The 12,734-nt window shown below is 67.7% G+C and carries 11 protein-coding genes; 9 read left to right on the forward strand and 2 right to left on the reverse strand.

The genetic code is table 11. From position 1 onward, the window contains the following. Window positions 1-86: 86 nt before the first annotated feature. Both ACM1PE_RS22750 and ACM1PE_RS22755 read left to right on the forward strand, forming a co-directional pair. Window positions 87-617, forward strand: coding sequence for a GAF domain-containing protein (locus tag ACM1PE_RS22750; RefSeq protein WP_059378853.1), 531 nt, complete (start codon window positions 87-89; stop codon window positions 615-617). Continuing rightward, window positions 614-1,585 (forward strand): Bug family tripartite tricarboxylate transporter substrate binding protein, encoded by a 972-nt coding sequence (locus ACM1PE_RS22755; RefSeq protein WP_419341022.1) that lies wholly within the window; start codon window positions 614-616, stop codon window positions 1,583-1,585. Before ACM1PE_RS22750 ends, ACM1PE_RS22755 begins: the two co-directional genes overlap by 4 nt. Window positions 1,586-1,634: 49 nt before the next feature. Here ACM1PE_RS22755 and trpA read toward each other — a convergent pair whose 3' ends face one another. Together trpA and trpB are read right to left on the reverse strand one after the other, a co-directional pair. Next, window positions 1,635-2,435, reverse strand: a complete 801-nt coding sequence (gene trpA / locus ACM1PE_RS22760; RefSeq protein WP_059378669.1) for a tryptophan synthase subunit alpha — start codon at window positions 2,433-2,435, stop codon at window positions 1,635-1,637. Further along, window positions 2,432-3,640, reverse strand: a complete 1,209-nt coding sequence (gene trpB, locus ACM1PE_RS22765; protein ID WP_419341023.1) for a tryptophan synthase subunit beta — start codon at window positions 3,638-3,640, stop codon at window positions 2,432-2,434. The genes trpA and trpB overlap by 4 nt, the downstream gene beginning before the upstream one ends. A 110-nt stretch (window positions 3,641-3,750) precedes the next feature. On the opposite strand from trpB, the gene ACM1PE_RS22770 reads away from it, so the two are divergent. The 7 genes from ACM1PE_RS22770 (at window position 3,751) to ACM1PE_RS22800 (ending at window position 12,720) form a co-directional block, all read left to right on the forward strand. Then, window positions 3,751-4,629 (forward strand): LysR substrate-binding domain-containing protein, encoded by an 879-nt coding sequence (locus ACM1PE_RS22770; protein WP_419341025.1) that lies wholly within the window; start codon window positions 3,751-3,753, stop codon window positions 4,627-4,629. Between the two features lie 67 nt (window positions 4,630-4,696). Beyond that, a complete protein-coding gene (locus tag ACM1PE_RS22775; protein ID WP_419341027.1) occupies window positions 4,697-5,434 on the forward strand; it encodes a hypothetical protein in 738 nt (245 codons plus the stop codon). 140 nt (window positions 5,435-5,574) lie between these two features. Further along, complete coding sequence (locus ACM1PE_RS22780; protein ID WP_419341029.1) at window positions 5,575-7,656, forward strand: PIG-L family deacetylase; 2,082 nt, start codon at window positions 5,575-5,577, stop codon at window positions 7,654-7,656. A 108-nt stretch (window positions 7,657-7,764) separates the two neighbouring features. Beyond that, window positions 7,765-8,682: a GAF domain-containing DNA-binding protein gene (locus tag ACM1PE_RS22785; protein WP_306635688.1), complete on the forward strand. Its 918-nt coding sequence runs from the start codon at window positions 7,765-7,767 to the stop codon at window positions 8,680-8,682. 138 nt (window positions 8,683-8,820) lie between these two features. After that, entirely contained in the window at window positions 8,821-9,966 is a 1,146-nt protein-coding gene (ampH, locus tag ACM1PE_RS22790) for a D-alanyl-D-alanine-carboxypeptidase/endopeptidase AmpH (RefSeq protein WP_419341031.1), read from the forward strand. Then, complete coding sequence (locus tag ACM1PE_RS22795) at window positions 9,963-11,135, forward strand: hypothetical protein (protein WP_240633171.1); 1,173 nt, start codon at window positions 9,963-9,965, stop codon at window positions 11,133-11,135. The genes ampH and ACM1PE_RS22795 overlap by 4 nt, the downstream gene beginning before the upstream one ends. A gap of 7 nt (window positions 11,136-11,142) precedes the next feature. Next, complete coding sequence (locus tag ACM1PE_RS22800) at window positions 11,143-12,720, forward strand: serine hydrolase (RefSeq protein WP_419341033.1); 1,578 nt, start codon at window positions 11,143-11,145, stop codon at window positions 12,718-12,720. Window positions 12,721-12,734: the final 14 nt, after the last annotated feature.

The raw sequence follows: 12,734 nt of genomic DNA on the forward strand, positions 1-12,734 counted from the left end.
GTAATGGATATCTCAGGTTTATTCATTGGCCGTCTATGGGCTTCATGCCCAAAATGGGCACCTCCCGAATCGCCCCAGATGGCCCCATGACCGCAGTCTCCATTTCCTCCGAATCGTCCCTGCAAGCCGTGGCCTGCGGCCTGGCGCTGGACGGCCAGCCCGGCGCCGGCCTGCGCGCGCTGGGCCAGGCGTTGCAGCAGCGCATCGGCTACCGCCTGTTCACCGTGCTGGTGCTGGACTGGGAGGCGGGACTGAACCGTCGCTACTACTCCAGCCAGCCCGCGGCCTATCCCGCCGGCGGCAGCAAGCCCATGCGCCACGACAGCGAGTTCTTCGCCACCGTGGTGCAGCAAGGCGAGGCGCGCCTGTGCATGGATCGCGGCGACTGCGAACGGGCCTTTCCCGACCATGAACTGATCGCCTCGCTGGGCTGCGCCAGCGCCGTCAACGTGCCGGTGCGCTGGAACGGGCGGACGCTGGGCTCATTGAATCTGCTGCACCAGGCCGGCTGGTACCGGCGCGACATGCTCGCGGAACTGGGCTGGTATGCGGCGCTGGCCATACCCGTAGTACAGGACATCATCCGAACCTCCCAAAACCACAAGGGGAAATCATGAAGCGCCTACGCAGCCATATCGCCGCCCTGCTGTTGTGCCTGGGCCCCGCCGCCGCCCAGGCGGCGCCGGACGCCTACCCGGCCAAGCCGATCACCATCGTCTATCCCTACGCGCCCGGCTCCGCTTCCGACACGCTGACGCGCCTGATCGCGGAGTCGCTGCAAAAGCAGCTGGGCCAGCCCGTCATCGTCGAAAGCCGGCCGGGCGCCGGCGGTTCGATCGCCACCGAGCACGTGGTGCGCGCGGCGCCCGACGGCTATACGCTGCTGCTGTCGGCCAGCGGCACCATCGCCGTCAATCCGCACATCTACACGCTGCGCTACCAGCCGGTGGACGACCTGGCGCATATCTCCATCGCGGTGGAAGTGCCCTTCGTCTTCGTGGTCAACAAGGATTTCCCCGCGCAGGACTACACCGCCTTCCAGGCGCTGGCGCGGCAAAAGCCCGCCGGCCTGACCTCGGCCAACGCCGGTCTGGGCACGCAGGCCCACCTGACGCAGGCCGCCTTCGCCAAGCAGGCTGGCCTGAACCTGAACATCGTCGCGTACAAGGGAGCCGCGCCCGCCGTCAACGACCTGCTGGGCGGCCACATCGATTCGATGATGGACAACGCGGCCTCGCAGATTCCCTACGTCAGCGCGGGCAAGACCACGGCCCTGTTCGTCACCAGCGACTATCGATTCGACGGTTATCCCAAAGTCCCCACGGCCAAGGAACTGGGCATTACCGGCCTGGTGCCGGCGGGCTGGTTCGGATTGGCCGCGCCCAAGGGCACGCCCGATGCCGTGATCGAAAAGCTGCACGGCGCTCTGGTCGCCGGACTGAGAGGCGCGGACACCGAACGCAAGCTCAAGGATCTGGGCTGGGTCATCGTCGCCAATACGCCGCAACAGGCCAGGGAACGCGCGCAGGCGGATTTCACCCGCCTGGGAGAGGTCGCGCGGGACATCGAACTCAAGGTGCAGTGACATCCCTCGGGCTGACATGCGCCGGACCGACACCCGCCGGGCGGCCTGACTATGCGGCGGCGCCTCGCTGGCGCAACGCTGCCGCCAGCCCGCGCACCTCGTCCAGGGCGCCCGCCACGCCCTGCTCGGCCAGCACTTGCGCCAGCCGCGAACCCACCACGACGAGATCGGCATGCCTGGCGACGAGCCGGGCTTCGTCGGGCGAGCGCACGCCGAAGCCCGCGGCCACCGGCAGCCGGGTATGCGAACGCAGCCGCTCCAAGTCCTGGGCGATGCGGCGCTCGTCGGGCAGGTCCGCACCCGTCGTGCCGGCCAGCATGATGTGATAGACGAAGCCGCTGGCGTCGCGCAGCAAGCCCGCCAGCCGCGCGTTCTCGGACGTCGGCGCGGACATGCGGATCAGATGCAGGCCATGCGCGCGCGCCGCGCCGCCGATCTCGTCAGCGTGTTCAAGCGGCAGGTCGATGATGATCAGGCCATCCACGCCCGCCGCGGCCGCGTCCTCGATAAAGCCGTCAACGCCACGCCGCAGGATGGGATTCAGATAGCCCATCAGCACCACGGGCGTATGCGCGTCCGCCTCGCGGAAATCGCGCACCAGGGCCAGCGTGCGCCTCAGGGTCTGGCCGCCGGCCAGCGCGCGCACGTTGGCCTGTTGCAGCACGGGACCGTCCGCGACCGGATCGCTGAACGGCATGCCGAGTTCGATCACGTCCGCGCCCGCCGCGCCCAAGCCGCGCAGCAGCTCCAGGCATGCGGCGGGATCGGGATCGCCCGCCGCAAAATAGGTCACCAGCCCACTGCGGCCGGATTGGCGCAGCGCTGCCAGGGTTCGATCAAGCCGGGTCATGCCGCCACCTCGCCAAATTGAGTCACCGTGTCCATGTCCTTGTCGCCGCGTCCGCTCAGGCATACGACGAGAATCTCGTCACGCCCCATCCGCGGCGCCATCTTGCGCACGTAGGCCAGCGCATGCGCGCTTTCCAGCGCGGGCAGGATGCCTTCCTTGCGCGTCAGCCAATGGAAGGCCGATACGGCCTCGGCGTCCGTGACCGACACGTAGTCCACGCGTTTGCGATCATGCAGCAAGGCGTGCTCGGGACCGACGCCGGGATAGTCGAGGCCGGCCGATATCGAATGCGCGTTGACGATCTGGCCGTCTTCGTCCTGCAGGTAATAGCTGCGACAGCCGTGCAGCACGCCCTCGTAGCCCGCGCTGATGCTGGCCGCGTGGGCCCCGCTGGCCAGACCCAGCCCGCCGGCTTCCACGCCGTACAGGCGCACGTCCGCACGCTCCAGGAAGGGATAGAAGAAACCCATCGCGTTGGAGCCTCCGCCCACGCAAGCCACCATGGCGTCGGGCATGCGGCCGGTCTTGGCCGCGATCTGCTGGCGCGTCTCCTCCCCGATCACCTTCTGGAACTCGCGCACCAGCCAGGGATAGGGGTGCGGTCCGGCGCCGGTACCCAGCAGGTAGTACGTGTCGGCCGGGTGGGCGATCCAGTCGCGCAAGGCCTCGTTCATGGCGTCCTTCAGCGTGGCGGTGCCGGCATGCACCGCGCGCACCTCGGCGCCCAGCATGCGCATGCGGCGCACGTTGACGGACTGGCGCTCCATGTCCTCGGCGCCCATGTAGACCACGCACTGCAGGCCGAACAGGGCGCAGACCGTGGCGGTGGCCACGCCATGCTGTCCCGCGCCGGTTTCAGCAATGATGCGGCGCTTGCCCATGCGGCGAGCCAGCAGGATCTGCCCCAGGCAATTGTTGATCTTGTGCGCGCCGGTGTGGTTGAGGTCTTCGCGCTTGAGGTAGACCTGCGCGCCGCCCAGCTCCTCGGAAACGCCGCGGGCCAGGAACAGCGGGCTCGGCCGGCCCACATAGTCGGCCAGCAGGCCGCGGTAGGTCTGCCAGAAGGCTTCGTCCGCCAAAGCCGCCTTGAACTGGCGTTCGAGTTCGTCCAGGGCGGGGACCAGCGTTTCGGGCATGTAGCGGCCGCCGTAGGGGCCGAATTGGCCTCGGCTGTCGGGCGCGGCCGGATGGATGGCGGATGGCATGGGCAAGTTTTCCGTGACGGGATAGAGATAACTTGCCTTATGCTATCTTCACAAAATATTTATTTGAATCAATGATTTATTTCCCATATATGTAAGGTCAGCTAACAGTTATGCGACGCCTGCCGTCCCTCAATGCCCTGCGCTTCTTCGACAGCGCGGCTCGCCAGGCAAGCTTCACGCTGGCCGCCAAGGAACTCTGCGTAACCCACAGCGCGGTCAGCCAGCAGATCCGGCAGCTGGAAGACTGGCTGGGCTGCGCCTTGTTCGAGCGCCGCGCCGGGCGCGTCCACCTGACCGCGGCGGGCCTGGACCTGCAGCGCGCCGCGCATGATGCCTTCGACCTGCTGGAACGCCGCTGCGATGAACTCAGGCGCGGCACGCAGCCAGCGGAACTGGCGGTGGGCGCGCCCGCCAGCTTTCTTTCCAACTGGCTGATCCCGCGGCTTGACCGGTTCGAAGCCCAGCATCCGGACATCCGCATCAGGCTGCAGACAGCCGCCGACGCCGCCCTGCTGAACACACAGCGCGTGGACGCGCTGATCCTGGCCGGACGCGCCTGGCCGCAAGAATGGGATGTCACGCCGCTCTTCGCCGAAACCATAGGTCCGGTCTGCACCCCGGCCCTGGCCGCGCGTATCCGCAGCGCGGCCGACGTGCAGGGCATGCCGCTGCTGCACACCAGTTCGCGGCCCGACGCCTGGAAGGATTGGGCGGCGCGCCAGGGCATCGCGCTGACGCCACGGCAAGCCGGGCGCGAGTTCGACCATCTGGGCCACATGCTGGAAGCCGCCGCGGCCGGGCTGGGCGTGGCCATCGCGCCGGCGGTGCTGGTGGAGGCCGAACTGCACCGAGGCAGGCTGGCCGCGCCGCTGGGCTTCGTCGAAAGCGGCGCGGCCTTCAGCCTGTGCCTGCGCAAGGATGCGGTCCGCGCCGACGCCGCGCACGAACGCCTGCGCGACTGGCTGCTGGCCAGCGCCGGCGCGAACTGATGCCATCCACGCAACGCGCGCAAACCGGTTACGCTTGCGCGCCGAACCACACCGCCGAAACATATCCATGAAAAAGCTCTGCGCGATATTGGGCCTGGTGGTCCCCACGCTGGCCAGCGCCGCCTACAGTCTTTCCGCCACCGAGGCGGCGGTGCTGGAAGCGGTGCTGCGCGACGAGCTCGACACCTACCTGCAAGGCGGCAACAGCCTTATCGGAGCAAGGCTCGGCCTGCCCGCGGCGACCGCCGAAACCGTGTCCCGGGCCTATGCCAACGGCCCGACCGCGCGCTTTCCCGCGTCGCTGGATATGAACATGCTGATCGCCGGCCCGATCGATGCCGGCAAGCGTAGGGACGGACAGGCCGTATCGTTCGCCACCGCCGGATCGCCGACGGTCCGGGCGCATCTGCCCGCCGGCCTCACGCCGTCCGCGCACCTGGCCCTGGCATGCCGCCGCATGCAGTGGGTCGACCATTCCCCCACCTTCATGGACTGCCGCGACGCGGCCCCTGCCGGCAAAGCGGAAGCCGCCCGCCTGAAGCGCGACCTGGACGACTTCTACCTGGGCAAGCCGACCGACATCCAAGTGTCCCAGCTGGCCGTCAATATATCGGTGTACGCCAGCCTGCTGGAGCCCGGCCACGGCTGTCCGAAGAACATCGAGACGTGCCGCCAGGCCATCCAGGGCGTCGACGGCGCAAGCCAGAGCAAGCAACTGCCGGCAATCGTGCGGCGCTTCCAGCAGGCGGGGCTGGATCTCAGCCCGTACCGGGGCGACAAGGCGGCAACCGCGCCGGATCGCTAGCGCGCGCAGTGGGCCGTGCCGGGCCGCGACCGAGCTTACGAAGCGGCCTGTACCGCCCCCATTTATTGCAATTCCGCGCCGCTATACTGATCTCACCTCAATACCCTTTACGCGCCGCGCCTTTTCTGCTGCGCCCCGTTATGCACGTCTTGTTGGCCATGCTGCGCCCCGTTGGCCGGGCGCTATTCTGTACCGTCGCCACCCTGCTCTGCGCCCAGGTCTACGCCGCACCACCGACGCTGGCGCAATGCCATGGCATCAAGGATATGGCTTTCGTCGCCCACCTGGACGACGACCTGCTGTTCATGAACCCGGACATTGCCTCCAACATCCAGGCAGGGGGCTGCGTGCGGCTGGTCTACCTGACCGCCAGCGATGCCGGTGAAGGCGAAAGCTACATGCTGGGACGCGAACGCGGCGTGCGCTCCGCCTATGCCTACATGGCGCATCAACCGGACGAATGGAAGGAAGACTCCGGCACCGCGGGCGGACGGCGCATCGCGCGCTTTACCCTCAAGGGCAATCCGCGCGTGCAGCTTTGGCACATGCGCCTGAAGGATCCGTGGCTGGGCAAGGGCTGGGGCAGCCTGACGCCGCTGAGCCGCACCGAATCCGTACCCGGACAGAACGTCGACACGCTGGGCCCCTATGCCGAGTCCTACACGCGCGAACAGTTGATCGACACCCTGGCCGACCTGATCCGCCAGTACGCGCCGACCACGGTGCGCCACCTCGACGACACCATCGCCGTGCCTTACACGCAGCTGTGCTGGCGCTGCGCCGGCCACGGCCATCCCGACCATATCGCCAGCGCCCGGCTGGCGCGCGAAGCCATGCTGCGCGCGCCCGGCAACTACGCCGAGATGGGCTATGTCGATTACCCCAGCCAGGAACGCGCCACCAACCTGACCCAGGCGGAGATCGCCAGCAAGTCGCTGATCTTCCAGCACTACGCCTGGAACGACTACCACTATTGCGCCGGCCCCACCGGCTGCAAGGAACCCGCCGGCCCGGCGGCCGCCTGGGTGCAGCGCGCCTATTACGTGTCGCGCCAGGACATCGCGCCGCAGCTCTACCCGGACGGGCGCGGCGGCATGGTGGTGTTCGCCGCTGGCGAAACCAATGGCGCGGTGAACCGTTGGGACACCGGCGAGCGCCGCTGGCAAAGCCTGGGCGGGCGCACCAGCGGGCCGCTGGTCTCGTTCAGCCATACCGATGGCACGGCCGGCCTGATGGCGCGCGACCCGCTGGGCGGCGTATGGGCCAACAAGCAGCGCCATGACGGCACCTGGCAGGGCTGGCAGGCGCTGGGCGGCCTGCGCGTGACCCAGATCCCGGCCGTGGCGCCGCGCGGCGAGGCCGCCGCCGTGGCGCTGGGCTACGACGGGCTGCTGCACTGGATAACCCCGTCCGGCATCGACGGCAGCTGGGGCGCCTGGCAGGACCTGCCGCCGCTGGAAGGCGTGACCGGCTCCCCGGCCGCGGCGCTGGGTGGCGACGGACGCTACATCATCTTCGCGATCACCGGGACTGGCGAGCTCTACTACACCCGCCAACTGCCTGCCGCCAAGAGCCAGCTCCCCGAATGGCAGGACTGGCGCCGCGTGCCCGCGCCCCAGGCCGCTGGCGGCCTGGCGGCGATCCGCAATCACCAGAACCGCGTCGAACTCTATTTCCGCCAGCGCGGCAACAACCACCTGACCCGGTTGATGGAGACCGGCGACACCACCGATCTCGACATGGACTGGGGCTCTCCGACCGACATGGGCGTGCCCTACATCGGCCGCCCGGCCATCAGCGCCGATGCCAGCGGCAACGTCATGGTCGCGCTATTGGAACGCGCCGGCGGACAGCTCTGGCTGGTGGAGCACGGCAGGCCGTCCAAGCTGGACGCCCAGGCGGCCTCACCGCCCGCGCTCAATCTGGTCAACGGCACGCTTTACATCGTCGCCCGCGCCACCGGCGGCCCGCAGCGCTACGAGGTGCTGTCGCGCCACGATGGCAACTGGACCCGCGGCGTCACCCTGGAGGGCGTGCCATCCGCTGGCGGCGGCCCCTTTGAAACCGTGGCCGCGCGCCCCATCGACCTGCCCAAGCTCGGCGCCAATGACGCCAACAAGGCGGCGGTAGTGCGCCCCTCTGCCGAGGATCCCGGCACGCTCAGCGTAGGCCGCATGCCGACGCAAGCGTCCCAGGCGGCGACGCCGACCACGGTGCGGTGATGATTTCGGTTCTTGTCATCCCTCGTTACCGGAGGGAAAATCCCGCCTAGCCGCGGGGTCCGGCCCGCGCGCGCCAAGCGCCATGTCGCCGCAAGGGGGGAACCGCAAGTGAAGGATGCAGTCCAGTACCAGACTCACACCCCCACCCTGCTCGAACCCAACCCCTCGTCGGACTGGCTCTACCACTGCGCGATGAGCCTGCTCAAGCTCCCCGCCGACGACGCGATCTCCGAACAGCTGGCCTACATGGGCGAGACCTCGGACGTGGACCGGTCCTGGATGATCGAATACCGCCCGGACATGCTGCGCCTGCGCAATACCCATGAATGGTGCCGCGGAAAGACCGAGCCCTTCGTCGCCGAACTCCAGGACGTGCCGACCACGCTGATCGCCTGGCTGCACAAGTTCATGGTCAAAGGCCAGGCGGTCGCGATCCACGACGTCAACGACCTGCCCCGCACCGCCCGCGCCATCCAGGTCGAGTTCCAGCGCCAGGGCAACAAGAGCGTACTGAGCGTGCCGGTTTTCCACGACAAGAAGCTCTACGGCATCATCGGCTTCGACACCACCGTGCGGCACCGGACCTGGTCCGCCGACGAGGTCCGCGCCCTCTACCAATGCGCCAACCTGATCGGCCAGGCCAAGTACGGCAACAGCCGCGAACGCGGACGCACGCCACGCTACGACAGCGCCACGTCCGTGATCTATCTCAGCATGCGCGGCGTGGTCCGCGGCGTGCAGCCCGAAACCATCGTGGGCGTGCGCTCGGCGGGCAACTACAGCGAGATCTGGCTGGAAGACGGGTCGATGGTGCTGGACTCGCGCGCGCTCGGCATATGGTCGACCCTGCTGCCGGAACAGACCTTCTTCCGTGTACACCGCACCGCCATTGCAAACGCATTGCATGTCATGGACGTGGACCGCCGCAGCGTCGACAAGTGGTTGATCCGGATGCGCGCCGTGGACGAGACCTGGCCGGTGTCGCGCTCATACCGCAAACCGCTGCGCGAACGCATGGGAATCTGAACCGGGCGGGCCTGCGAAATATGCAGTTCGTCATGCCGGCATGTTGTTTCGTCCTGCCGCAAGTGGCCGCGCAACGGGTTTTTGGGATCATCGCAGGCAAAGGAACAGCCGTTCCCACAGTCCCGCAAAGAGAACCGCATGCTGACATCCCGCATCCTGCCGCGCATCACTTCCCTAGCATTGAGCGCCGCCTGCGCACTGGGCGCCAGCCAGGCCCGCGCGGCCGACCTGGCGCTGCAGGATGCCGTCTCCATGGCCGGCATGCAGCTGTACCTGAACTCGGGCGCGCCGGGACTGATCATCGCGGCCGTGCGCGGCGATGAGGTCGTGATTCAGGGCTATGGCGAAACCGCGCCAGGCAGCGGCGTCGAACCCGACGGCCGCTCCATTTTCAGGATCGCTTCTGTATCCAAGGTGTTCGCCGGCGACGTATTGGCGGCGCTGGCGGCCAAGGACAAGCTGAAGCTGACGGATCCCCTGGCCAACTATGCGCCGGAAAACGCCAAGGTCCAAGTCAACGGCCGTCCGCTGACCCTGCTGGACCTGGCCACGCATTCGGCCGGCCTGCCGCGTGAACTGCCCAACCCCGACGCCAAGCCCTCCGACAATCCGTTCGCCGCGTTCGACCGCGCCTATTACTGGAAGTGGGTCGGCAGCCACCAGCCGGCCTACGTGCCCGGCACCACCACGCTGTATTCCAACCTGGGCTTCGGCCTGCTGGGCGATGCGCTGGCCAAGGCCAGCGGCGCGGACTATTCGACCGTGTTGGCCGACGAAGTCCTGAAACCCGCCGGCATGACCGACACCACCAATGCGCTGAGCGACGCGCAGAAAAAGCGCCTGATGACCGGCCTGGATCCCTTCGACAAGCCCGATCCCAATGCCCCTGTGCCTGACGTGATGTACGCCAGCGCCGGCATCTACTCCACCGCCGACGACATGGCGCGCTGGATGCGCTGGCACCTGGACGGCGCCAAACAATCGAAGCAGGCGTCGTTGCTGGCGCACACGATGTGGCTGCCCTATGACGGACTGAAGTCCGTCGTAGGCACGGAAGTCACCGATGCCGACGGCATGGGCCTGGGCTGGGTGGTGACCCTGCCGCGCAACGGCACGCCCTTGCTGCTGGGCAAGAGCGGCGGCCTGGGCGGCTTCATGTCCTACGCCGTGCTGTCGCCCAACCGCGGGCTGGGCGTGTTCGTCGTCGCCAGCCGCGTGAACTTCGCCATGTTCAACAACATCCATTCCCAGGTGCGTGAACTGGCGGCCGAGTTGGCGCGGTGAACGGACCCCGCCGGCCGCTGCGCCAGGCCGCAGCGGCCGCGCTGCTGGCCGTGGCCGCGCAAGGCGCGTGCGCGCAGGAAGCCCGGGATATCTTCAAGACGGAGATCTTCCTCACGCCCTACAGCGAGCTGGGCGAGGGCGGCGAAACCTATCCGCGGCTCAACGGCCGCTTCCTGCTGATGACCGGCTATACCGGTTTCTTCGGCGTGCAGGACGACAACGGCCAGCTTCCCCGCTCGCACTGGAGCAGCGTGCAGCCCACGGCGGAGGCGGCCCTGGTGCTGCAGCTGACGCGGCAGTTTTCGATCCGCACCAAGGCGACGTTCAACTCGTCCACCAACGACACCAAGGACAATGCGTTTTCCGACCTGGGCGTGAATCTGGACAACCTGTTCGCCGCCTATACCGCGGACAACTACGCGCTGTACGGCGGCAAGATGGACCTGGGCTTTGGCGACGCCTGGCACGTGATCGATGGCTTATACACGGGCTTCAACGAGAACTCGGAATTCCGCGGCTCGATCGGGCTAGGCGGGCGCTACACCCTGGATACCTCGGGCCGCGGAACGCACTCCGTGGCCGCCATGCTGTTCAAGCGCGACAACACCGCGATGAACCGACGCTTCAGCCTAGACGGCGGCCTCATCGGGCCCGATCAGCCGCCGATGTTCAGCGACCAGTTGAAGTCCTTCATCCTTTCCTACGATTTCCGCGATCTGCCCGGACTGGAAGGACTGTCGGGCGGGCTGGACGCGGGCCGGCTGCATCTGGATCCGGATCAAGGGAAAAGCGCCAACACGGTGTCGGCCCGGCTGCGCTACGACGCGCCGCTGGCCAACTCGTGGAATCTCAGCTGGTTCAACGAAGCCACTTATTCCAGCGCCTTTCGCGGCGCCCCCGTGTCCAACGGCAACGGCGTGACCTCGGTCTCGTTGTCGCGCGACCGCTGGCAGCTGACCGCGACGGCCGCCGTGCGCAAGCTTTCCGGCAACGGCCAGAAGCTGGCGCAGCATGGCCTGCAAGACGACACGGATTGGGGCATTTCAGGCGCGGTCACCTACGTCACCCCCATGGGATTCATCGTGCAGGCCGGACTCACGCATCAGCGCGACCAGGCCCTGCGCATCAACCAGGGCGTTTTCCGCATCGCTTACCAAGCAGGATTCTGAGGCCATCATGAACCGCAAACACACGCTCGTCACCGGAGTCATCCTTCTTGCGCTGGGCGGCGGCACGGCCGTCTGGTCGCAGCCCGTGCCCATCGCCAACGCGCCGAATCCGCCCGCGGACGCCGTCGCCATCCCGCCTGGCAGCAAGGAACGCGCCGTGCAGGAACTGCCGCAAATCGTCGCGGACATCATGCGGCGCAGCCAGGTGCCGGGCATGGCCGTGGCAGTGGTCATCGACGGCAAGACCGTGCTGGCGCAGGGATACGGCACGCGCGAGGCCGGCAAGCAGGCGCCGGTGGATGCGCAGACCGTGTTCCAGATCGCATCGATCTCCAAGTCGCTGTCGGCAACAGTGGCGGCGATTGAAGTATCCAAGGGCCGCGCCTCCTGGGACGATCCGGTCTCGCGCTATCTGCCGGACTTCAGGCTGAGCAACGCCTATGTGTCCGAACGCGCCACGATCGGCGATTTCTTCGCGCACCGTTCCGGCCTGCCGGGCACGGCGGGCGACGATCTCGAAGACCTGGGCTTCAGCCGCGGCGACGTGATCGCCCGCCTGCGCCTGCTGCCGCTGGACGCCTTCCGCACGTCCTACCACTATGCCAACTTCAGCACCACCATCGGCGCCGAAGCGGTGGCCAAGGCCGCCGGACGCCCCTGGGAGCAACTGGCCGACGACCAGCTTTTCAAGCCCTTGGGCATGAAGTCGACCAGCTACCGTTACGGCGACTTCGAGGCGCGCGGCAATCGCGCCGTGCTGCACGCCTACCAGCACGGCCGCTTCGTGCCCGCGGGCCAGCGCAACGCCGATCAGCAGGCGCCCGCGGGCGGCGTGTCCTCCACCGTCGTCGACCTGGCGGAATGGCTGAAGCTGCTGCTCGCGGACGGGCAATATCAAGGCAAGGCCTTGATCGCCCCCGGCGCGCTATTGCCCGCGCTCTCCCCCCAGGCATTCAGCGCCCGCGCGCATGACCTGGACTCGCGCTCCGGCTTCTACGGCTATGGCTTCAACGTCAACACGGAACTGGGCGGACGCCCTTCAATGGGGCATTCCGGCGCCTTCCTGATGGGAACGGGAACGACCTTCCGCATCGTCCCTTCGGCCGGCATCGGCATCGTGGTGCTGACCAATGGCGCGCCGGTGGGCGCGGCCGAATCCGTCGCGGCATCGTTCACCGACACCGCCTTGTACGGCAAACCCACGCGCGACTGGTTCGCGGCCTACAACGGCGCGATGAAGGCGTTCTTCGAACCCCAGGCCGATCTGTCCGGACAGGCCGATCCCGCCAAGCCCGCAGCTTCGAAAGCACTGTCGCAATACACCGGCAGGTTCGACAACCCCTACTACGGCCCCGCCGAGATCCAGGAGGCCAACGGCGCCCTGACCCTGGTGCTGGGACCCAAGGGCATGCGCATCCCCTTGCGGCACTGGGACGGCGACACCTACGCTTTCGCGCCCGTGGGCGAAGCCGAACTGGTCGCCTCGCTGGCGTCCATCGACTTCAGGATGGACCAGGGACGGGCCCAGGGCTTCGACATCAAGTTCTACGACGACAGCGGCCAGGGCCGCTGGGTTCGCAAGTAGCCGCCGCGCCCCGC

Source organism: Achromobacter sp. PD1 (assembly GCF_048541815.1).
Taxonomy (GTDB): Bacteria; Pseudomonadota; Gammaproteobacteria; order Burkholderiales; family Burkholderiaceae_B; genus Achromobacter; species Achromobacter bronchisepticus_A.

What these genes read in the sequence shown, in the direction of transcription:
- ACM1PE_RS22770 (WP_419341025.1), top strand. Translation starts at nt 3,751, where the DNA reads ATGCGACGCCTGCCGTCCCTCAATGCCCTGCGCTTCTTCGACAGCGCG.
- trpA (WP_059378669.1), bottom strand. Translation starts at nt 2,435, where the DNA reads ATGACCCGGCTTGATCGAACCCTGGCAGCGCTGCGCCAATCCGGCCGC.
- ACM1PE_RS22800 (WP_419341033.1), top strand. Translation starts at nt 11,143, where the DNA reads ATGAACCGCAAACACACGCTCGTCACCGGAGTCATCCTTCTTGCGCTG.
- ampH (WP_419341031.1), top strand. Translation starts at nt 8,821, where the DNA reads ATGCTGACATCCCGCATCCTGCCGCGCATCACTTCCCTAGCATTGAGC.
- ACM1PE_RS22780 (WP_419341029.1), top strand. Translation starts at nt 5,575, where the DNA reads ATGCACGTCTTGTTGGCCATGCTGCGCCCCGTTGGCCGGGCGCTATTC.
- trpB (WP_419341023.1), bottom strand. Translation starts at nt 3,640, where the DNA reads ATGCCATCCGCCATCCATCCGGCCGCGCCCGACAGCCGAGGCCAATTC.
- ACM1PE_RS22775 (WP_419341027.1), top strand. Translation starts at nt 4,697, where the DNA reads ATGAAAAAGCTCTGCGCGATATTGGGCCTGGTGGTCCCCACGCTGGCC.
- ACM1PE_RS22750 (WP_059378853.1), top strand. Translation starts at nt 87, where the DNA reads ATGACCGCAGTCTCCATTTCCTCCGAATCGTCCCTGCAAGCCGTGGCC.
- ACM1PE_RS22755 (WP_419341022.1), top strand. Translation starts at nt 614, where the DNA reads ATGAAGCGCCTACGCAGCCATATCGCCGCCCTGCTGTTGTGCCTGGGC.